This is a genomic window from Rhodococcus sp. C26F, assembly GCF_053345925.1.
In genome coordinates this window covers 126,031-146,637 of record NZ_JBKFBA010000007.1, presented here as the reverse complement: position 1 = coordinate 146,637, position 20,607 = coordinate 126,031, and the positions used below count along the sequence as shown (strand labels likewise).

The 20,607-nt window shown below is 70.1% G+C and carries 17 protein-coding genes and 2 pseudogenes (1 of these 19 only partly in view); 8 read left to right on the top strand and 11 right to left on the bottom strand.

Annotated features, from left to right (window positions below):
• Both ACLBYD_RS11250 and ACLBYD_RS11245 read left to right on the top strand, forming a co-directional pair.
• Positions 1-540: pseudogene (locus ACLBYD_RS11250) on the top strand (Type 1 glutamine amidotransferase-like domain-containing protein) (it extends 103 nt beyond the left edge of the window).
• On the top strand, positions 537-827 hold the full coding sequence (locus ACLBYD_RS11245) for a GNAT family N-acetyltransferase (RefSeq protein ID WP_006552909.1): 291 nt from the start codon (positions 537-539) through the stop codon (positions 825-827). Before ACLBYD_RS11250 ends, ACLBYD_RS11245 begins: the two are co-directional and overlap by 4 nt.
• A 4-nt stretch (positions 828-831) precedes the next feature.
• Here the strand turns inward: ACLBYD_RS11245 and ACLBYD_RS11240 are convergent, their stop codons facing one another.
• The 5 genes from ACLBYD_RS11240 to ACLBYD_RS11220 all read right to left on the bottom strand — a co-directional run bounded on the left by ACLBYD_RS11240 (position 832) and on the right by ACLBYD_RS11220 (position 6,141).
• Positions 832-2,484 (bottom strand): ABC transporter permease, encoded by a 1,653-nt coding sequence (locus tag ACLBYD_RS11240; protein WP_447816498.1) that lies wholly within the window; start codon positions 2,482-2,484, stop codon positions 832-834.
• Positions 2,481-3,425: an ABC transporter ATP-binding protein gene (locus tag ACLBYD_RS11235; RefSeq protein WP_447816497.1), complete on the bottom strand. Its 945-nt coding sequence runs from the start codon at positions 3,423-3,425 to the stop codon at positions 2,481-2,483. The genes ACLBYD_RS11240 and ACLBYD_RS11235 overlap by 4 nt, the downstream gene beginning before the upstream one ends.
• Before the next feature lie 10 nt (positions 3,426-3,435).
• Complete coding sequence (locus ACLBYD_RS11230; RefSeq protein ID WP_447816496.1) at positions 3,436-4,092, bottom strand: TetR family transcriptional regulator; 657 nt, start codon at positions 4,090-4,092, stop codon at positions 3,436-3,438.
• A 102-nt stretch (positions 4,093-4,194) separates the two neighbouring features.
• Complete coding sequence (locus ACLBYD_RS11225; protein ID WP_447816494.1) at positions 4,195-5,733, bottom strand: carboxylesterase/lipase family protein; 1,539 nt, start codon at positions 5,731-5,733, stop codon at positions 4,195-4,197.
• 93 nt (positions 5,734-5,826) lie between these two features.
• Positions 5,827-6,141 carry a hypothetical protein gene (locus tag ACLBYD_RS11220; RefSeq protein WP_019288932.1) on the bottom strand — a complete coding sequence of 105 codons (315 nt, stop codon included), beginning with the start codon at positions 6,139-6,141 and terminating at the stop codon, positions 5,827-5,829.
• A 341-nt stretch (positions 6,142-6,482) separates the two neighbouring features.
• Between ACLBYD_RS11220 and ACLBYD_RS11215 the strand changes: the two genes are divergently transcribed.
• Positions 6,483-7,517 carry an alpha/beta hydrolase gene (locus tag ACLBYD_RS11215; RefSeq protein ID WP_447816493.1) on the top strand — a complete coding sequence of 345 codons (1,035 nt, stop codon included), beginning with the start codon at positions 6,483-6,485 and terminating at the stop codon, positions 7,515-7,517.
• Positions 7,518-7,542: 25 nt separating this feature from the next.
• On the opposite strand, the gene ACLBYD_RS11210 is transcribed toward ACLBYD_RS11215, so the two are convergent.
• Genes ACLBYD_RS11210 through ACLBYD_RS11200 form a run of 3 tightly spaced genes read right to left on the bottom strand, consistent with a single transcriptional unit; the run spans position 7,543 to position 9,607 of the window.
• Entirely contained in the window at positions 7,543-7,881 is a 339-nt protein-coding gene (locus tag ACLBYD_RS11210) for a 4Fe-4S dicluster domain-containing protein (protein ID WP_060654329.1), read from the bottom strand.
• Positions 7,878-9,452, bottom strand: a complete 1,575-nt coding sequence (locus tag ACLBYD_RS11205; RefSeq protein WP_060654331.1) for an FAD-dependent oxidoreductase — start codon at positions 9,450-9,452, stop codon at positions 7,878-7,880. The genes ACLBYD_RS11210 and ACLBYD_RS11205 overlap by 4 nt, the downstream gene beginning before the upstream one ends.
• Positions 9,449-9,607, bottom strand: a complete 159-nt coding sequence (locus ACLBYD_RS11200) for a hypothetical protein (RefSeq protein ID WP_238588757.1) — start codon at positions 9,605-9,607, stop codon at positions 9,449-9,451. Before ACLBYD_RS11200 ends, ACLBYD_RS11205 begins: the two co-directional genes overlap by 4 nt.
• 231 nt (positions 9,608-9,838) lie before the next feature.
• Between ACLBYD_RS11200 and ACLBYD_RS11195 the strand changes: the two genes are divergently transcribed.
• Positions 9,839-11,272, top strand: coding sequence for a T3SS (YopN, CesT) and YbjN peptide-binding chaperone 1 (locus ACLBYD_RS11195; protein ID WP_447816492.1), 1,434 nt, complete (start codon positions 9,839-9,841; stop codon positions 11,270-11,272).
• On the opposite strand, the gene ACLBYD_RS11190 is transcribed toward ACLBYD_RS11195, so the two are convergent.
• On the bottom strand, positions 11,263-11,793 hold the full coding sequence (locus ACLBYD_RS11190) for an O-acetyl-ADP-ribose deacetylase (RefSeq protein WP_060654448.1): 531 nt from the start codon (positions 11,791-11,793) through the stop codon (positions 11,263-11,265). The genes ACLBYD_RS11195 and ACLBYD_RS11190 overlap by 10 nt on opposite strands.
• 61 nt (positions 11,794-11,854) lie before the next feature.
• Here ACLBYD_RS11190 and malQ point away from each other — a divergent pair, with 61 nt between their 5' ends.
• Entirely contained in the window at positions 11,855-13,978 is a 2,124-nt protein-coding gene (gene malQ / locus ACLBYD_RS11185) for a 4-alpha-glucanotransferase (protein WP_447816491.1), read from the top strand.
• A 65-nt stretch (positions 13,979-14,043) separates the two neighbouring features.
• On the opposite strand, the gene ACLBYD_RS11180 is transcribed toward malQ, so the two are convergent.
• Together ACLBYD_RS11180 and ACLBYD_RS11175 are read right to left on the bottom strand one after the other, a co-directional pair.
• On the bottom strand, positions 14,044-15,834 hold the full coding sequence (locus ACLBYD_RS11180) for an AMP-dependent synthetase/ligase (protein ID WP_447816490.1): 1,791 nt from the start codon (positions 15,832-15,834) through the stop codon (positions 14,044-14,046).
• Positions 15,827-16,315, bottom strand: a complete 489-nt coding sequence (locus ACLBYD_RS11175) for a MarR family winged helix-turn-helix transcriptional regulator (protein ID WP_060654341.1) — start codon at positions 16,313-16,315, stop codon at positions 15,827-15,829. The genes ACLBYD_RS11180 and ACLBYD_RS11175 overlap by 8 nt, the downstream gene beginning before the upstream one ends.
• A 175-nt stretch (positions 16,316-16,490) precedes the next feature.
• Here ACLBYD_RS11175 and ACLBYD_RS11170 point away from each other — a divergent pair, with 175 nt between their 5' ends.
• From ACLBYD_RS11170 to ACLBYD_RS11160, 3 genes and pseudogenes are all read left to right on the top strand, one after another.
• Positions 16,491-18,020 carry a DUF2397 domain-containing protein gene (locus tag ACLBYD_RS11170; protein ID WP_447816489.1) on the top strand — a complete coding sequence of 510 codons (1,530 nt, stop codon included), beginning with the start codon at positions 16,491-16,493 and terminating at the stop codon, positions 18,018-18,020.
• A complete protein-coding gene (locus ACLBYD_RS11165) occupies positions 18,017-19,162 on the top strand; it encodes a TIGR02678 family protein (protein WP_447816488.1) in 1,146 nt (381 codons plus the stop codon). Before ACLBYD_RS11170 ends, ACLBYD_RS11165 begins: the two co-directional genes overlap by 4 nt.
• Positions 19,159-20,607 (top strand): annotated as a pseudogene (locus ACLBYD_RS11160) (hypothetical protein); the annotation flags it as partial. The gene ACLBYD_RS11165 and the pseudogene ACLBYD_RS11160, both read left to right, overlap by 4 nt.

The window sequence follows — 20,607 nt, the reverse complement described above, 5'->3', positions numbered from 1 at the left end:
GCCTCCGCCCGCGCGGCGGCGGTCACGAGCGAGATGGGCCCGCTGCGGTCGCTCGGCTTCGCTCCGGAGGAGGTGGATCTGCGCGATCACCTCAACGATCCCGACTCGCTGCGGCAGCGACTGTCGGGCTTCACGTCCGTGTGGGTGCGCGGCGGCAACACCTTCGTCCTGCGAGCGCAATTGGCCCGCAGTGGAGGCGACGCCGTGCTCACGGATCTGGTGCGCAGCAACCGTCTCGTGTACGGGGGATACAGCGCCGGGGCCTGTGTCGCGACACCGTCGCTGCGCGGCATCGAGTTCTCCGACGACCCCGACGAGGTCGCCGCGACCTGCGGTGTCCCGGTGGTGTGGGACGGACTCGGCTGGGTCGAGCACGCGATCGTGCCGCACGCCGGCGACTCGCTGCTGGCCGACGACGGGATACAGCGAACCCTGCGATACCTGCGCGAGCACGGCGTCGAGCATGTGGCGTTGACCGACGACGACGCGATCGTCGTCGACACTCCTCCGGAGCACGCCCCGAGTACGGTGAAATCATGACGCAGAACATCGACGGCACCGAACCCCGGATCGAGCACGACGCCGACAAGGCCCGCTTCGCGCTCTATCTCGGCGACGACCTCGCGGCCTACGCCGACTACACGCAGCACGGCGACCTGCGGGACTTCGACCACACCGTCACCGATCCGCAGTTCCGCGGTAAGGGTCTCGCCGGGATCGTGGTGAAGCACGCCCTCGACGAGACCAAGAAGCAGGGACTGAAGATCGGTACGTCCTGCTCGTACGTCGAGAAGTTCGTCTCCGAACATCCCGAATACCGCAACTGATCCGTCACACCTGCACGTCGCGGCGGCGGAAACCCACGATCGCCGCTGCGACGAGCAGCACCGCCGCGACCGCCTGGATGATCAGCGGCATCGCCGTCGCTTTCTCTGCGGGCACCAGCGGGATGTGCGAGAACGGCGACAGTGCGACGAGTTCGTCGGGTAGGTCGAGCATCTCGCCGAGCCACGCGACGAACACCGTCCACACCACCAGCACCCACACCAGCCCGGTCGCGCGCGGCACGCAGCCCAGCAGCGCGAACGCCACGGCGACGACGAGGATCGCCGCCGGCGCGTAGGCCAGGGACGCCGCGATCATCCGCGGCACCCACGCCCAGTCGCCCACCGCGAGTGCGACCCCCAGTCCGGTCGCGGCGCCGGAGACGAGCAGCGCCACGACCACCTGGACGACGATCACACCGAGTGCCGCGGACAGCCATGCGCTGCGCCCGGTTCCGGTGACGATCACGAGACCGGACCGTCCGCCGTCCTCCTCGCTGCGCATCCGCACCACCGCGGACACACCGAAGGCGGTGGCGCCGAGGGCGAGGAACATCAGCATCATCCCGGCGAAGGAGGCGGTGAGGGCGTCGGGATCCACGCCGACCATGTCCAGCACCTGAGGCATCTCGTCGATGAGATCCTCCACGGAACTGGCGAGGGCGCCCATCGCGACACCGAACAGCACCAGTCCCGTCAGCCATCCCACGAACGCTCCGCGCAGCAGGCGCCGGATCAACCCCACCGGACCGAGCAACGCCGAATCGGCCTCGGCGGGGCCGGGTTTCGGTGCCCGTAGACCGGCTCCGAGGTCGCGGCGCCGCGACAGCGCAACGGCGACGGTGAGCAGCACGACCGTCGTGGCGACGGACAACAGCAGCGGCCACCACCGCTCGTCGACGTAGAGCCGGGTCTGCTGGGCCCAGGCGATCGGCGAGAGCCACGACAGCCACGACCCGGTGGCCTCGATGATGTCGCCGGCTCCGCGGACGAAGAAGGCCGCGGCGAGCACTGCGAGCGCGGTGCCCGTGGCCGAGCGGGAGTGCTCGCCGAACTGGGCGGTCACCGCGGCGACCGCGCCGAAGAGCACCCCGGTGACGGCGGAGGCCACACCGAAGGCGATCGAGCCGACGACATCGAGCCCGCCGGCGATGAGCGCGACGGTGATGCCGGTACCCACCACGAGATTCGCGACCGAGACCAACAGCAGGGCGGCCGCCGGCGGGGCGTAGGCCCCGACGGGAAGAGCCCGCAGGAGTTCGAGCCGGCCGGATTCCTCCTGCGCTCGGGTGTGCCGGACGACGAGCAGGATGCTCATGATCGCCGTCGCGACGAAGACGGTCAGACTCAGCTCGTTCGCGGTCATCGCCCCGAGCGTGTAGTTGTCGATCCCGTAGGCCGGTCCCGTCATGAGCACGGCTGCCGGATTCTCCAGCAGGGCCGCGCGGGCCTGCCGGGAGGCCTCGTCGGGATAGACCGCGGCCAGGCTGAGGACGGTCGACCACACCGTGAGGGCGAGCGCGAGGGTCCAAACGGTGATGCGCACGCGGTCCAACCGCAGGTAGAACCGCAGCAGCGTGCCGAGCCCGGTGAACGGCGCCGCGGACGTCGCGGAGGTACCGCTCGGGGTCGGTACTGCTGTCGGTGTCGTCGTGGTCATCGTGAGGACACCTCCTCCACGGCACCGGCGCCGTTCCCGTCACCGGTGTCGAAGGTGTCGCCGTAGTGCCGCATGAACAGCTCTTCGAGTGACGGGGGTGTGATGGTGAGGTTCTCGACGCCGAGTCCGGCGAGTGCCTGCAGGACCGGTGCGAGGGCGGTGTTGTCGACGTCGAATGCGAGCCTGCCGTCGTCGGTGGAGAGGTCGTGGACCCCGGAGAGTCCGGCCAGTCGTTCGGCGGGGGCGGTGGTGGTGGCCCGCACGGACGAGCGGGTCAGGTGCCGCAGTTGCGCGAGGGTGCCGGTCTCGACGTCGCGTCCGGCCCGGATGATCGTCACCGTGTCGCAGAGCTTCTCGACCTCGGCGAGGATGTGGCTGGACAGCAGCACGGTCGCGCCGCGGTCGCGGAGCCCTCGCACCTCGTCGGTGAACACCGCCTCCATGAGCGGGTCGAGACCCGAGGTGGGTTCGTCGAGCAGGTAGAGCTCGGCGTCCGATGCGAGGGCGGCGACGAGTGCGACCTTCTGCCGGTTGCCCTTCGAATAAGTGCGGGCCTTCTTCGTCGGGTCGAGTTCGAACCGTTCGAGGAGTTCGGCGCGACGACGCGTGCGCGCCTCTCCCCCGCGGATGCGGGTGAGGACGTCGATGATCTCACCACCGGTGAGGGTGGGCCACAGATTCGTGTCGCCGGGCACGTATGCGAGTCGGCGGTGGATGGCAACGGCGTCGGTCCACGGGTCGAGTCCGAGGACACGGGCGGTGCCGGAATCGGCACGCAGCATTCCGAGCAGCACGCGGATCGCAGTGGACTTGCCGGCGCCGTTCGGTCCGAGGAATCCGGCGACGGTACCGCGTTCGACGGTCATCGAGAACCCGTCGAGAGCTCTCGTGGTTCCGAATGTCTTGACAACGTCGTGGATTTCGATGATCGGGGTGTCCATCTTTCCTCCGTCAGGAGTCGGGGGGTGCCCCCCGTACTGCCAGACAGGCGTCGAGGAGGGTCGAGTCCGTCAGCAACGGCTCGGTGTAGAGCTCGAGCATCGGCAGCATGAGGCGTTCGGTGTAGGCGCGCAGCCTGGCAGGAAAGGTTTCGAGGTCGAGGTATTCGTCGGGACCGGGAAGGTCCATGAGCACGGCGCCGACGCTGAACGAGATGAGGGCACGTGCTCGTTCGGAGGGGAACCGGCTGGGCCGCACGGTTCCGGCGGCCACAGCCTCCCCGAGATAGGCCTCGGTGTCGGCGACGAGCCGGTCGAGGAAGTCGGCGGCGGGGGCGCCGCCGGCCCGGAGGGTGCGGAAGAGGTAGGCGACCGTGGTCGCGTAGTTCTCGATGTGTTCCATCTGGTCGTTCAGCGCGGCCGGTCCGGCCTTCGGGTCGAGGACGGCACTCTTCGCCTCCCGGATCCCGTCGAGCACGTACCGGTCGCAGTGTTCCTTCAATCCGGCGCGGGAGCCGAAGTGATGCACGATCAGCGAGGCGCTGACACCGCACTCGGCGGCGATGGTGCGCAATGACACGCCGATGCCGTACGCGGCGATACAGCGGATGGCGGCGTCGCGGATCCGTGCACGGGTGGTGAGGTCGTCACCGGCGGCGGTTGAACGCACGTTCCAAGCGTTGCACACGTGTTCAACCCGATCAACGCACCGTATGTGTCATCTCACGGCATGTGCCATCGGAGCACGTGCCGCACCGGTGCGCGGGTGCGTTCAGGTGAAGGCCATGACCTCGGTGCCCCAGACCCGGCGCATCTCGCCGTCCGGATCCGACTCGACCCTGTCCGTGGAGTCGATGAGCAGGGTCGAGCGTTCCTCCACCTCGTACTGCGGCCAGTGCTTCGAGCCGTCCAGTGCCGCCGGCACACCATGGTGCGCGAACGCGAGCCAGCGCCGCTGCACACGCCCGGAGACCTCACCGGCGGCCTTGCGGCCGCCGAGCCAGAAGGTCGGATCCCGATCGAGGGTGCCGAAATTTCCGAAGACATATGGCAATTCGGTCGCGTGCCCGGCTCCGATCCGCGCGGCCTTGAGCATCGGGGTGGCGTGGTCGAAGCGGTACACCCAGGTCGGCGAATGCGCGCTGTGCGCTTCGGCGACCCACAGCACCGGCATGCGGAAACCGGCGTCGCGCGAGAGCGCCATCGCCCCGATGGGTTTGGGCAGGTCGGGATACGCCGCGACGATCTCGGCGAGTCGCTCGGCAGGCAGATCCGTCCGGTCGTCGGCCAACGCCGCCAACATGGCCTGCACCGCCGTGTCGTCGACGGGCATCAGCGGGGACTTCATGAAGCGGAAGATGGACGGCTCGTCCTTGTTCGAGCCGATGATCAGCGGGATCCGGTGCGACAGCCCCTTCTGGAAGGCCGCGACCGGATATTTCGGCACCAGGTCGCGGTCGACGACCGGTGTCATGGCGAGCGTCCCCGGCACCTTCGTCGGAGTCTCGGCGACGAGCACCTCCGACGCCTCGACCAGCGCGTCGGTCGACATCGTGAGCAGTTCGGCGGCCCGGGACGGCGACAGGTCGAGGATCTCGAGGAAGCGCTGTGCGACGGTCGCGGCACGGTCGCTGCCGTACACCGAGGTGGCGGGCGGCGACTGGGCGATCGCACGATGGAAGAGGCCCTCGGCCTTCGGGACCGTCATGAGCGTGGTGATCGACCCCGCACCCGACGATTCGCCGAAGAGCGTCACGCAGTCCGGATCGCCACCGAAGTCGGCGATGCAGTCGCGCACCCATTCGAGGGCGGCGATCTGGTCCCGGAGGCCGACGTTGGATTCGAAGGTGGTCTCGGGTGTGGAGAAGGACGACAGGTCGAGGAAGCCGAGCGCGCCGAGCCGGTAGTTGATCGTGACGACCACGACATCGCCGCTCTTGCACAGGTTTCGGCCGTCGTAGATCTTCTGACCGGAGTAACCGAGCACGTAGGCGCCACCGTGGATCCAGACCATGACGGGGCGTCGGCGTCCGTCGGGCGGCGGCGCCCAGATGTTGAGCGAGAGACAGTCCTCGCTCAACGTCATCTCGGGGTCGATCCCGATCGGGCTCTGTCGGCTCTGCGGAGCTATCGGTCCGAACCGTGCGCCGTCGAGGACGCCGTCCCACGGTTCCGGCGGTAGCGGCGCCCGAAACCGCCGGGAACCGGTCGGGGCCGCGTACGGGATGCCCTTCCAGACGTAGACCTCGCCGTCGCGATACCCCCGGACCTCGCCGTACTTGCAGGCGACGGTGAGCGTGTCGTCCTCCATGTGACCTCCCACCCGAACCGGTACTGCCGTGCAGCACCAATCACTTCGTTCGTCGACCTACCGATTCAATGATGGTGGATGCCGGGCGGTTCGTCAGCCGGCTGCGGAGAGAGGCGCGGGGGCCACGCAGTCGACGAGGTCGATCACGAGTGCGTCGAGCACGTTGCGCAGGTCGCCGCGCGCCGAGTCGGCCAGCGCCGGGAAGACGGTTGCGAGCGCGATGGGCACGAGCGAGGCCTGTCCCAGCAGGATCCCCATGGCCGCATCGAGCTTGACGACCTCGTCGTGCAAGCGGGCGTAGGTGGTGGTGTCCATGCCGTGCGCCACGGCGATCCGGTCGGGCTCGCATGCCGCGGCGTCCGCCACCATCCGGGGCAGGTCCTCCGCGGTGATCTCGTCGGCACTCATGCTTGCAACGTCGAATTTACGCAACATCTCGCCTTCGTTCGTCCCCCAGGAGCGACGCCGGGCCGCGCGCCGCAGTCGAAACATACAGTCAGTGTGGCCCGAAAAGTACGGAATGTGTAGAAGGTCCGGAAAACTTTTTGCACTGCCGGTACCTGACAGAAGGTACATCGCCGAGAACCCGCCTTCACCCGGAATCATCACCCTGAGACCAGGACCACAATGATTGCTCAGCAAACTCTCGCGACCTGGATGAACGGGCGTATCCTCGTAAATCCGAAGTTCGTGCAGCCACCCCGACCGGGTCCGACCACGACTCCGGGCAGACCGAGGAGGTGCCGGTCGTGAGCGTCGCCCGCACCGAGTTGCTCCCTCTGCCCGCGCACCACGCGACCACGCGCGAGTTCGCGGGGGTGAGCACTCAGTCCCGTGCCTTGTCCTTCTCGGTGCGCCGTACCGTGCGGCCGTTCATCGAGGCATGGTCGTACGCCCCGACCCTCCCTTGGCCGGCGTCGGCGATCGACCACCTCGCGTTCCCTCTCGTGCCTGTGCCCGGCACACACCGCCGGCGGGTCGACCTCCCGACGTGCCCGGCGGAACTGCTGTGGGCGCCGGGTGCCGCACCCCCGGCCGCGCAGGTCGGTATGGACGGCACCGCCGCCCGGGGCGGCATGCACGGCACAGCCGTCCTGTACCTGCACGGCGGCGCGTTCCTGTGCTGCGGCCTCACCACGCACCGCCATCTGGTCTCCCGCATCTCCGCCACCACCGGCGCGCCGGTCCTGGCCGTCGGCTACCGCATGCTGCCCCGCCATCCGATCCGGCGCGCGGTCGAGGACGGCCTCGACGGATTGCGCTGGCTCGCAGCGCACGGCCACCCGGCCGAGCGTGTCGTGATCGCCGGGGACTCCGCGGGCGGCTTCCTCACCTTCGCCGTCGCCCACGAAGCCGTACGGCTCGGCATCGGCCGCCCGGCCGGCACCGTCGCGCTGTCACCCCTCACCGATCTCGACCCGCAGGGCAAGCTCGACCATCCCAACTCGCACCGGTGTGCCGTCTTCCCGCGACGTGCCGTCGCCGTGCTGTCCACCCTCGTCGAACGCGCCGAACGCCTCGGTGGCGAAGGTGCCGAACCCGTCGCCTCCCCCGTCGATCTCGACCTGTCGGAGATGCCTCCCGCACTCATCCAGACCGGATCCGAGGAGATGACCTACGTCGACGCCGAGCTGATGGCCCGGCGTCTGCAACTCGCCGGGGTCTCCGCCGAACTCCAGGTGTGGGAGAAACAGGTGCACGTCTTCCAGGCCGCGGCGGGGGTCGTCCCGGAGAGCGGCCGCGCGATCGCCGAGATCGGCCGCTTCGTGCGTGAACTGCGGTGAACCCGCTCCCCGGGTACCGCTGCCCTCAGGCCCGGCCCGTGAACAGGTCGTTGCGGTCCTCACGGGCACCGGCTCGTCGTCCCCGACCCCATCCGACGACGGCGCGGTAACGCCCGAGCGCACCGGACTCCGTGAGCGCATCGACGTCCCGGTGTGGCGAATCCTCGCTCACCGCAGCCGAATAGGGTGCGACGTAGAGAGCGTCGACGGGGCAGTTGACCTCGCACATGAAGCAGGTCTGGCAGTCCTCCTGGTGCGCGACGACGGGAAGCCCGTCGGGTCCACGCTCGAAGACGTCGGTCGGGCACACCGCGATGCAGATGTCGCACGAGATGCACCGCTCCGCGACGATCACCTCGATCATCGGTTCGCTCCTCGTCGCACGAGGTCTCCTTCGGCACGGACGTCCACGCGGTCCAGACCGCTCGTCACGAGGCGGTACTGCAGGTCCGGGTCGGTGTCCGGATGGTCGGTGCGCACATGCATGCCTCTGCTCTCCGTACGCGCGAGAGCGGTATGGCTCACCCATCGGGCGACGGCGAGCAGCGCGGCGCCGGACCGGGCCCGTACCAGCTCCCGACCTCGTCCGCCGAGCACGACGGGCGCCGCGGTCCATGCGTCGTCGAGTGCGGCGATGCTGTCCTCGAGACTGCGTGCCGTCCGCCGGAAGCTACGTCGGAGCGGGAGCGTGTGCTCCTGCACCAGGCCGATGATCGCGCGGGTCGCGGCGCGATCCGGGTCGCCCTCGAGGCCGACCCCGCCCACCGGTCGCGCGACGTCCGGGACACCGCGGTTCCGGGCGAACTCTGCGGCGGCCGCCCCGGACCACGAACCCGACGACATCGCCCAGGCCCCGTTGTGACTGCCTCCACCGCTGCGGCCCCCGGTGATCAGCTCGCGCGTGGCGACGTCGCCGGCGGCGAACAGACCAGGGACCGTCGTGCTGCAGTCCGTCCCGGTGATCCGTAGGCCACCGGTACCGCGCACCGTTCCCTCGAGGACCGCCCGCACCGGGTACATCTCGGTGAACGGGTCGATCCCGGCCTTGTCCAGAGGCAGGAAGTAGTTGGGCTGGGAACGACGCATCGCTTCGCGGTGGTCGGGATGTGCCCGGTCGAGACGGGCGTGGACCGGGACACCGTCGAGCAGGTACCGCATGGCGGTCGCGCGGTCGTCGCCGAGCCGCACACGGGCGTCGTCGTAGAACGTCGCGAACTGCATGAACAGTCCCTTCGTGTGCCCACTCCAGGAAGGCGCGAGCGCGTAGGCCGAGGAGAACTCCATCCCGGAGAACTCGGCACCGGCCTCGGCGGCCATGAGGTGACCGTCGCCGGTGTCGACGTCGGTACCGAAGCTGCCGGAGAGGAAGGCACAGCCTCCCGTGGCGAGGACGACCGCACCGGCACGCGCCGTCCACGGCTCGTACCCCTGCCGGCGGTGGACACCGGTCGCGCCGGCCACCGCACCGTCGGTGTCGACGAGCAGCTGCAGGGCGGGCGACTGGTCCAGGATGCGCACGCCGGCGCGGTGGACGAGGCGGCGCATCCGCCGCATGTACTCGGGTCCCTGCAGGCTGCTGCCCCGGCGACGTCCGGTCTCCGGGTCCACGCCGAAGGGATAACGTCCGTGGACGGCGAGGTCGTCGACGCGTCGATAGGTCTCGTCGAGCACCCGGTGCATCCAGGCGGGATCGGAGAGCAGTCCCCCTTCGATGTGGCGGCGGTCGACGGCCGCGGCGCGCTCGGGTCCGGGCGGCAGGTACCAGAGGTTGTTGCCGCCGGACGCGGTCGGGCCGCTCGTCCCGCAGTAGCCCTTGTCGGCGAGGACCACGCGACTCCCGGCCCGGGCGGCCGCGAGCGCCGCCCAGGTACCGGCCGGTCCCCCGCCGAGCACGAGGACGTCGGTGTCGATCTCCGTCCCGTCGCTGACGGTCATATCGACACGCGGATCGCGTAGTCCGCCACGGCATCTGCGGTGCATTCGGCCGCCCCGGCCGATATGGCGGCGATCCCCACGAACGGATCTGCCGACTGTACTGCGGGGATGCGGGCCGGCAGCGTCCGGACGAGACGGATGATGGCGTCGATCATGCGTCGATGGTCGACCACCTCCGGACGGATCGACACGGTTTCGCTCGCCGGGATCGGAACACTCCGGCGGGCCGTCGGCGGCCGAGAACCGTGCGCTCGCGCGGGCCNCCGGCGGCCGCGCACCGTGCGCTCCGGCGAGCTGTCGCTCGTGCGACCGAGCGGAGAAAGGCCTGTCGGTACCGGCGACTAGTCTTTCTCTCGGCTCGACCGCACAGAGAAGGGGGTCCGATCATGGCCGACGCGCAGACCCGGTTCGACCAGGACGTCGATGCGGCCTGGCGCGAGTTCCGCACGCGCCTGGCCGACCATGTCGCGGCCATGAGCGACGGCGACGGCCTGGTCCTCGAACCCTTCACCGACGAGGCCGGCGGCCCGGCGGGGCCGTGCGTGCAGTTCTACGCGTGGGGAGACCGGCTCGTCCGCTGCGAGGTCCCGTCCAACGCCCACCTCGCCCCCGACCGGCACCTCACGCCGGTCGACGAGCAGATGCTCCTCGAACTCGGGCTGAAGGCGCCCTCCCGCGGACCGGACGATCCGGAGGACGGCGGATCCCCGGCGTTCTGGATCGATCGTCCGGGCAGCTGGGCCGATCAGCTCGCCGTCATCGCCGTGCGTGCCCTGCGCTCGGTGTGGGGCGTTCCCCATCCCCTCTTCCTGCGGGCCGAGACGTTCGGGACGGAGCGCTCGGTCGCCGAGCTCACCTCGTTCCTCGTGCCCGAGACGCCGCAGGCCGGTCGCACGCAGGCCCCGGAGGTGCCGCTCGCGGTCGTCCCCAGCGGCGACGACCACGTGCGCGAACTGATCGAATCCACCCTGCACGAGCGGATCGGCGATCTGCCCGCCTGGGACGAGGACGGCGATCTCGTCCTGCGGATCGCCGGGGTCCTGGTGTTCGTCGGTGTCGGCCCCGGAGGCGGCACCGTCGACCTGTTCGCACCGATCGTCCATTCCATCACCGGACGCACGCGGGCCGCCGAGATCTGCGTCGACCTCAACCGCCGGTGGCCGCACCTGAAGTTCGTGCTGGTCGACGACCGCCTCGCGATCGTCGACCACGTTCCGGCCGCGCCGTTCGCTCCGGCGCACCTGCTCGGATCGCTCGAGACCATCACTCAGTTCCTCGACACCGTCGACAGTTCGTTCGCCACCCATCTCGGTGGCTCGCTGCTGCGCGATCAGGGATTCGACGGGGCGACGGGTGGTGCGGCCGATCCGCCCTGGGGCGACGTCTCGCAGTTACCCGACGCCGAGGACGATCTGCCGGTGGCCCTGCTCGCGGTGCGCGACTTCCATCTCGACGGCGCGACCGATGTCGCCGCGAGCACCGTCGCGGCGATCGGCGATCGCAATCCCGAGCAGTTGCGGCGGTTCCTCACCATCAGCACCGAACTGCAGGTGTGGTGGGACGGCGAGTCGCAGACCCGCGAGGCGGCGCTCAACACCGACGGTGCTCGCGAGGCACGGGCGCGGGCACTCGAATGGGAGGCGACGAGCCGCTCGCTCGCGGAGGCCCTGCAGTTCCTCGAACAGGGCGAGGGCACCGATTCGGCCGGATCACGCGCGTCGAGATCGAGCGCCGGCCGTGAGGCGTCGCACGAGCAGCCCGCACTGTTCGACAACCCCGACGAACCGACCCTCTTCGACGGCTTCGGCGATTACTCCTGAGCCGATCCCGCCCGGGACACGGCGCGACGGAGCGCGTCGACAGCGGCGTTGTCGAAGCCGACGAGTACGACGGTCTCCACATCCGTCTGCGTCTCCCGGATGGTGGTGACGGCCTGCAGGGCGGCGTCGTCGAGCGGCCAGCCGTAGACGCCGGCCGAGACGAGCGGGAACGACACCGTGCGGGCGCCGAGGTCCTGGGCGACGAGCAGACTGTTGCGGTACGCCGAACGCAGGATCCCGGATCGGTCCTCGTGCGCCGACCACACCGGGCCTACGGTGTGGATCACCCATCGCGCCGGGAGACGCCCCGCGGGAGTCGCCACCGCACGGCCCGGTTCGAGCCCGTCGGGTAGCGAGGTCGCGCGGAGTTCGCGGCAGGCCGCGAGGATCTCCGGGCCGCCGGCTCGGTGGATCGCACCGTCCACTCCCCCGCCACCGAGCAGGGAGGAGTTCGCGGCGTTGACGATCGCATCCACCGCGATGGTGGTGATGTCGCCGTGCGCGATGTCGAGAGCGGTCACCCTGTCGACCATATGTTCCGCGCGCTGCCCCCGAGTCGTTTTGCTGGCATGATTCAGGACCGTGACGTCCTCGGCGAAGCTGCGCGAACTGGCCGGAAAGCACGGCATCACCACCACCTACACGGGATGGGGTGGACGCGACCACGATGTCTCCGACGAGACGTTGCGGCGCGTACTCGCCGCGCTCGACGTCCCGGCCGGGACGGACGACGAGGTCGTGGCATCGCTCGCCGACTTCGACGACCGCCCGTGGCGCTGCATGCTCCCGCCCGCGCTCGTGGTCGTCGAGGGCGACGACCGGACGTTCCCGGTGCATGTGCCGCACGGCGACCCGGTGTCGGTGTGGGTCGTCGCCGAGGACGGGGCGGAGGTCGACGTCGAGCAGCTCGACGTGTGGGTGGACCCGCGTACCGTCGACGGCCGGCTCGTGGGCCGCGCGACCTTCGCCGTTCCGCGGCTGCCCCTCGGCTGGCATGTCGTGCACGCCCGCAGCAACGACATCGAGACCACCGCGGTCCTGGTCGTGACCCCGCGCCGGTTGTCCACCGCCGACCGGCTGCTCGAGAAGAAGCGCTGGGGCCTTGCGGCCCAGATCTATTCGGTGCGCAGCCGCAGGTCGTGGGGCATCGGTGATTTCGCCGACCTGGCCGATCTGGCGGCGATCACGGCCGGTTACGGCGGCGACTTCGTCCTGATCAACCCCGTGCACGCGGCCGAGCCCGTGCCCCCGCACGAACCGTCGCCCTACCTGCCGTCGTCGCGGCGTTTCGTCGACCCGCTGTACCTGCGGATCGAGGACATCCCGGAGGCGGCCTACCTCCCCGCGAAACACCGCAAGGAACTCGACGAGCACGCGCAGCGCGCGGTGAAGGCGAACCGGAAGGCGCGGCGTCTCGACCGGGACGCAACCTTCCGCGCGAAGCTCGACGTCCTCGAGCGCGTGTACCGGGTGCCGCTCGGCCCCGCCCGCCGCGCACGGTACGAGGCGTTCTGCGCCGAGGGCGGGCAGGCGCTCGACGACTTCGCGCTGTGGTGCGCGCTGTACGAGAAGCTCGGCGACCGCGCCGACCGGTGGGCGTCGCGCGCCCCGAGCCCCGACGACCCGAAGGTCGCCCGGTTGCGCGAGCGACTGGCCTCGCGGATCGACTTCCACCGGTGGCTGCAGTGGTTGTGCGACGAGCAGCTCACGAACGCCCAAACCGCTTCGCTCGCAGCCGGTTCCGATATCGGCATCGTGCACGACCTCGCGGTGGGTGTCGGCCCGCACGGCGCCGACGCCTGGACACTGGGCGACGCGCTGGCGTCGGGCGTCACGGTGGGCGCCCCCGCCGACGATTTCAACCGCAACGGCCAGAACTGGAATCAGCCGCCGTGGCGGCCGGATCGTCTCGCGGAGCTGGGATACATCCCCTTCCGCGATGTGGTGCGCTCGGCATTGCGGCACGCGGGTGGTGTCCGGGCCGATCACATCCTGGGACTGTTCCGCACCTGGTGGGTACCGGAGGGGATGTCGCCTGCCGACGGCGCGTACGTCCGCAGCGACCACGAGGCACTCGTCGGCATCCTGGCGCTCGAGGCGCATCGCGCCGGCGCCGTGGTCGTTGGTGAGGACCTCGGGGTCTTCGAGGAGTGGGTGCAGGAGTATCTCGCCGAGCGGGGGATCGCCGGGACGTCGATCCTGTGGTTCGAACGCGACGAGGACTCCCCACGCGGGCCGGAAACCTACCGCTCCCTGTGCCTGACCTCGGTGACCACACACGACCTCGCGCCCACCGCGGGATACCTTGCGGGCGACCACATCCGGCTGCGGTCGGAGCTCGGCCTGCTCGAGGGCGACCTCGACGCCGAACTCACCGATGCGGCGGCCGACCGCGACTCGGTTCTGGCGCTCGCGGTCGAACGGGGTCTGCTCGACGAAGGCGAGACCGACGTCGATCGCCAGGTCGAGGCGCTGCACCGGCTGATCGCGGCGAGTCCGTCTGCGCTGCTGGGCGTTTCGCTGGCGGATGTGACCGGCGAGCGTCGCAGCCAGAACCAGCCGGGCACCGTCGACGAGTATCCGAACTGGCGGGTTCCGCTCGCCGATGCCCGCGGCAAGGTCGTGCTCGTCGAGGATCTCGTCGACCACGACGGATTCGCGCGACTGGCCCGGGCGGTCTCCGGAGACACCTCACCGGTGGAGTGACACCACACGAACACTGCGACCGCCGNGGATCGGCGGTCGCTGCTCGGGTACGCACCCCTAGGGCATCACTTCGCGTACAGGGCGTCGATCTCGTGGGCGAAACGATCGGTGACGACGTTGCGCTTGATCTTCAGCGTCGGCGTGAGCTCGCCGGACTCCTCGGTGAGATCGCGGTCGAGGATGACGAACTTCTTGATCGCCTCGCTGTGCGAGACGAGGGTGTTGGCGTCGTCGACGATGGTCTGCACCGCGTCGCGCAGTGCGGGGTCGTGGCGCAGGTCGGCGATCGTCGCGCCGGTGGGCTTGCCGTTCTCGTTCTTCCAGTTCTCGAAGACGTCCGGATCGACGGTCACCAGAGCGGTGACGAAGCTGCGTCCGTCGCCGACGACGACGGCCTGGGAGACGAGGGTGTGCGACCGCATGCGGTCCTCGATCGGCCCGGGTGAGACGTTCTTGCCGCCGGCGGTGATGATGAGGTCCTTCTTGCGCCCGGTGATGGACAGGTAGCCGTCCTCGTCGAGCGAGCCGAGGTCGCCGGTGCGGAACCAGCCGTCGTGGAAGGCACCGGCAGTGGCCTCGTCGTTGCGCCAGTAGCCGTCGAAGACGACCATGCCGCGCAGCTCGATCTCGCCGTCGTCCGCGATGCGCGCCGAGTTCCCGCCCATGGGACGCCCGACGGTGCCGATCTTCTGCGCGCCGGGCGTGTTCACGCTGTGTGCGGCCGTGGTCTCGGTGAGGCCGTAGCCCTCGTAGATCGGCACGCCGACGCCGCGGAAGAAGTGACCGAGGCGGGGGCTCAGGGCACCGCCGCCGGAGATCGCGTACCAGCACTCGTTGCCCATGGCCTCGCGCAGCTTGGAGTAGACCAGCTTGTCGGCGAGGGCACGCTTGGTCTTCAACGTCAGGGTGGGGCCGCCCTGGTCGAGCGACTCGCTGTAGGCGATGGCGGTGCGCTCCGCGAAATCGAAGATCGTCGCCTTGACCGGTCCGCCGGCCGCCGCCTTGCCCGCTGCCGCGTCGCGCACCTTCTCGAAGACGCGCGGCACACCGAGGATGATGTTCGGCGAGTACCGGGCGAACTGCGCGGAGACGGTCGAGAAGTCCGCCCAGTGAGCCTGCGCCGTGCCTGCTTCGAAGAGCGCGAGCGACACCGCGCGTGCCAGCACGTGCGCGAGGGGCAGGAAGGTCAGGCCGCGGTTGCCGGGCTTGGCGACGATACCGACGTCCGAGGTGAGGATGGACCGGACCTCGGCGAGGAAGTTGCGGTGGGTGAGCATGCAGCCCTTGGGTCGCCCGGTGGTTCCCGAGGTGTAGACGAGGGAGGCCAGGCCGCCGGAACGGATTCCGGCCAGACGCGTGGTGATCTCGGCGTCGTCGACCTCGGCGCCGTCGGCCGCGAGCGTGTTCACCGCGCCGTCCTCGATCTGCAGGATGCGACGGAGGGTGTCGGGCATGTCGACGAAGAGCTTCTCGTGCCGCGCGGTCTCGACGACGGCGAGGACGGCCTCGGAGTCCTGGAGGATCCAGCGGATCTGCTCGGTGGACGAGGAGTCGTAGATCGGTACCGACACCGCGCCGGCCGTCCAGATCGCGTAGTCGAACAGCGACCACTCGTAGCGGGTGGCCGAGAGCAGCGCGACACGATCGCCGGGCTGCACACCGTTGGCGATCAGGCCCTTGGCGACGGCCTTCACCTGGTCGGCGAACTGCTGCGCGGTGACCGCGACCCAGTCGTCACCCTGCGGCCGGGAGTACATCACGCGGTGCGGAGTCTTCTCCGCATGGGTGAACACCGTGTGGACGACCGATTCGTCGTCACCGATGGTGAACGGGGCCGGGGTCGAGTACTCACGCACTGCAATCTCCATCGTTCTGGTCGGGAGTCCGGTCGTCGGAATCGATTCCTGCACGGAAGCGCTGCAGGAGATCCACGAAGCGTTCGAGTTCGTCCTCGTCCCAGCCCTCGAGGCCGGCGCGGACGTCGTCGAGACGACGCACGACCGCACCTTCGAGAACTGTCGCTCCGTGGTCGGTGAGCCGGAGCGGATGTCCGGCACGTGCCGGACCCGTCCCCGCCTCGACCCAGCCCGCATCGACGGCGTGACGCAGTTGGCGCGACACGGTCGAACGGTGGACACCGAAGACCTCGGATATGTCGGTGGCGCGGCAGCCCGGATTTCGGGAGATGAAGCCGAGAAGCGAATGCTGGACCAGCGAGAGTCCGCCGTCCTGCGTTCGCGCTCCGGACGTCAGGAAGCGCACGAGAAGCACGAACTCCTCGTATACGCGGGCAACGCCGTCCGCGGACGGCCGCCGGGCCTGCCGATTGTGTTGCACAGGGCAACTATAAACGCGAGTGAGGCACGGCACGAATCCGCGCGGTGTCCTGCCGATTTCCGGTCTGTCTCTTCACAGCCCGTGCGCGCACCCGGTGAACTCGCCCGCCCCGCTCGGCGTTCACCGGGCTAGCCTGTCTGTCCGTACGGCGTCAGCACTCGGGAGAAGAGGTCGGATGGGCGAACACATCGGTCGCGACCTGTTCCGTCATCTCGTCGCCGACGAAGCGGACCAGTACCTCGCGGTGATGGGCTGCTTCACCGACCTCCTGCTCGCCGATCTGTCCGCCGACGATATCGCGGTCTCGTGTGCGCGGCGCGGGGTGGCGCTCGACATCGCGGTCGTCGATGCCCGGTGCCGCAGCCTGGTCCGGTGGGGCAATCTCGCACTCACCAGCGGCGGAACCGACGGTGGCGGCTCCCACCGGCGGAGCGCTCCCGAGACCGCCTCGACCGAGGTCCGTGCCCGATACCGGCCGACACCGGCCGGGCTGCGGGTGCACCGCGAGACCGGCAGGCTTCTCTCCACCTCCGACGACGTGCGCGGCGTGGCACGCGTGTCGCTCCGTTGTGTCGCGGACGGGCTCGCCCGCATCGAGGAGCTGCTGGTGGACGACGGGAGCGTGCCCGACCGGGACGAGCTGGCCGCCCACGTCACCGCCCTGTTCGCGCACCACCGGTTGTTCACCGACAGCGTCGCCGATTTCTATTCGCACCTCGCCGAGATCCTGAGCCGTCTCGAGCACTCCGGCCGTCCCGAACACTCATCCGATCGCGAACGCGCCGGGGCGGTCGACGACTACGCGGAGACCAAGAACCTGCTCCTCGACTACGTCGACGTCATCGGTTCGGACGTCGAGCGCCTCGCCCCTCTCGTCGCCGGCAGGCTCGACCGGATCAGGCCGCGTCTGGACTCCCTGCTCGCCGCGTTGCGCGAGTCCGGCCTGCCGAACACCGTGCCCGGGTCCCCCGGTCGCCATCACACCGACTGGGACGAACTGGCGCAGTGGTACGCCGAGGACGCCGGCCCGCGCCGCATGCGCGAGGCAGCGGCGGAGGCGCTGAACCGGCTGCTCGTTCGCACTCGGCGGATCACGACGAGCACGCCGGGCTTCTCGCACCGCGCAGATCTCCTGCGCCTGGCCCGGTGGTTCACCGAGTCCTCCGACGAGCAGGCCCACCGGTTGTTCGCCGCGACCTTCGGTGCCTTCCCGAGCCGGCACCTGCTGCTCGGCCCCGACGAGACCGACCCGCGAGTGGGTGCGGGCACGTCGTGGTGGCGGGCCGGTCCCGTCGTCGTGCCCGTGTCGTTGCGCGAACGCGGCGACCACACGTCCCGCGGGGCCGTCGGCCGACTCCCCGATTCGATGCCCGGCCGGGTCCGGGCCGACGAACTCGCCCGGCGAGAGTCGCGCCGCCGCTCCGACGCCGTCGCCGAACTGGGTGCGGCGGGCGACCTGCACGGAGCGGACCTGTCGGCGGAGGCGCGCGACGTTCTGCTCGACGTCCTCGCCGCTGCGCTCGCGGGCCACCGCACCACCGACGGTCCGGTGCACGTGGACGATCCCGATCTCGGGTTGTCGCTGACGGCGGAGCCCGGCGCCGACACCGTGGTGCACTCCCCCGACGGCGATCTCACCGTGCACGGTTTCCGGCTGCGCACGTCGGTCACGGCATCGCTCGATCACAGTGCGGCGGCGCCGTGAGCACCTCGTACGCGAGCGCGGTGTCCGGGGACGTCTCCGGTCGGCGGGACGCGGCGCGGGCGCTGCTGCAACAACCGATCGTCACCGCCGCGAGCGAACGGGAGACCTTCGACCTCGTGCGGCGCCACGCCCCGGCCCTGAAGTCGATGTTCGCCGACCGCCTCGGATACCGGCTCGTCGTCGAACCGACCTTCGCTCGTCTGACCAAGGCACCGCTCGGGCCCACCTCACCGCACCGGGCGCTCCGGCACGCCGACGGCACCGAGTTCGGCGCGATCACCTACGCGTGTCTCGCGCTGGTGTGCGCGGCACTGCTCGAACCCGGGACCGGTGAGAGGGTGTCCGTCGACGACCTGCTCGAGCAGGTGCGCGCCGATGCGCGCGAGAACGGGATCGTGTTCGGCGACCCGGTGTCCGAGGAACGGAACTTCGCTGCGGCCCTGCGCGTCCTCGAGGAATGGGGCGTGATCGCCGAGTCCGGTCACGGGGACGAGGTGAGCGGCGACGAGGCGACCGGCGACGGGCCGCATCTCGACGTCCACCGCGACCTACTCCCCCATCTGCTCGACACTCCCCTGCATGGGATCCCCGGCCCCGCAGCGGCACTCGCACGTCACGAGCACGAACCCGCCGCTCTCCGCCTGTACCGCAGGCTCGTCGAGGACCCGTTCGTCGCGCGCGACGAACTGGACGACGAGTCGGCGGCGATCCTCACCCGCGACCGGCACGAACTCGCCCGGATGCTGGAGGACGACTTCGGCCTCGTCCTCGAGGTGCGTGCCGAGGGCGCGCTCGCGTACGACCCGGCCGGTGCGCTCACCGACGAGGCGTTCCCGGGGTCGGGCACCCTGAAGCACGCCTGCCTCCTGCTCCTGGCCGAACTCACCGAACGGTTCGGCGACTCGGCGGCGACCACGCTGCACGTCGACCTCCCCACCCTCGACTCGGTTCTCGCCGACCTCGCCGCCGCGCGTTCCCGCACCTGGAAGAGCATCTACGTCCGCGATCTCGCACTCCTGCGCCGGGATGTCGTCGCTCTGCTCGTCCGGCTCGGGCTGGCGCGCCCGCACGAGAACGGACTCGAACTGACCGCACCCGCCGCCCGCTACCGCCCCGTCCCCGCCGAAAGCAAGTGTCGATGACCCACTCGTCCGACCCGTCCGCCCTCGACGAGAACCCTTCACCCCGTTTCCCGGATCGCTGGCGTCTCCACCGCGCCGGCATCGTGAACGTGTGGCACTACCTGGACGTCGAGTTCGTCCTGTCCGGTGGGCGGATGATCCTGCGCGGCACCAACGGATCGGGGAAGTCCCGCGCCCTCGAGATGTTGCTGCCCTTCCTGCTCGACGCCGACCGCAGGCGCATGGACGCGACGGGCGCCGCGAAGGTCGATCTGGACGAACTCATGCGCACCGGGGCGTCGGACACCACCGACCGCGTCGGATATCTGTGGCTCGAACTGGCGCGCCCCAGCGGACATCTCACCGTCGGAGCGCAGATTCGGCACCGCGCCGACGCCCGTCGCAGCGACGTGCACTTCTTCACAACCCCCTTGTGTGTCGGCACCGAGTTGCACCTCGTCGACGATGCCCGCATCCCGCTCTCGCGGGAGCGACTCGCCGAGCTCGTCGGTGCCGACAACCTCACCCGCGATCCGGAGCGGCATCGCGAGACCGTGCGGAAGTCGGTGTTTGGCCTGCACGAGGAGACGGGACGCGAACGCTACGACGGCCTGCTGCAACTGCTGCACACCCTGCGCTCACCCGATGTCGGCCACCGCATCGACGAGGGACGCCTCCCCCAGATCCTGTCGGATGCGCTGCCACCGCTGACGGAGAACATGCTCGCCGAAGCGGGAGGTCGCCTCGACCTGCTCGGTGACACCCGCCAGGAACAGGTCCGTCTCGAAGCGGCGCACGCACACGTGCTGCGGTTCCACGAGGTGTACCGGCAGTACGCTGCGGATCTGCTGCGCGCCGACGCCGAGACCGCGCGCGACCTCGCGCAGCGGGTCGTCGAGACGCGACGCGCACTCACCGTCGCGGAAGCCGAGGCGGCCGACCTCGACGCGCAGGCCGCCGCCGCGGACACCCGCCTGAAGGAGCGCCGCGACCAGGTCGCCGAACTCGACCGCGCGATCCGCGGACTGGAGACCCACGAGATGTTCCGGTCCGCGGACGATCTCGCGCAGCGCCAGCTCGCCGTCGATGCGCTCCGCCGCGCCGCCGAGCACGCGACCGCCGCCGCCGATCGCAGCCGCCTGCAGGAACGGCGCCACACCGACCACGCGGCCCGCCTCCTCGACGAACTGACCTGCTCGGTCACGCGTGCCGCGAGACGGCTTGCGACGGCAGGTCGCGACCTGCTGTCGGTGGGTCTTCCGCACGACACCGTGCCGACCACGCTGCACTTCTCCGCCGACCGTCCACCCGCTGTGCTCGAGCCCGTGCGCACCGGCATCGACGACACCACCGAGCAGGTGGTGCGGCCGGTCGTCGCGACGGTCTCCCTCGACGCCGGGCACGTCGACGAGCTTCGGGACGCGATCCTGCGTGCCGCCGAGGCGACCCGTCGCCGACGGGACCAG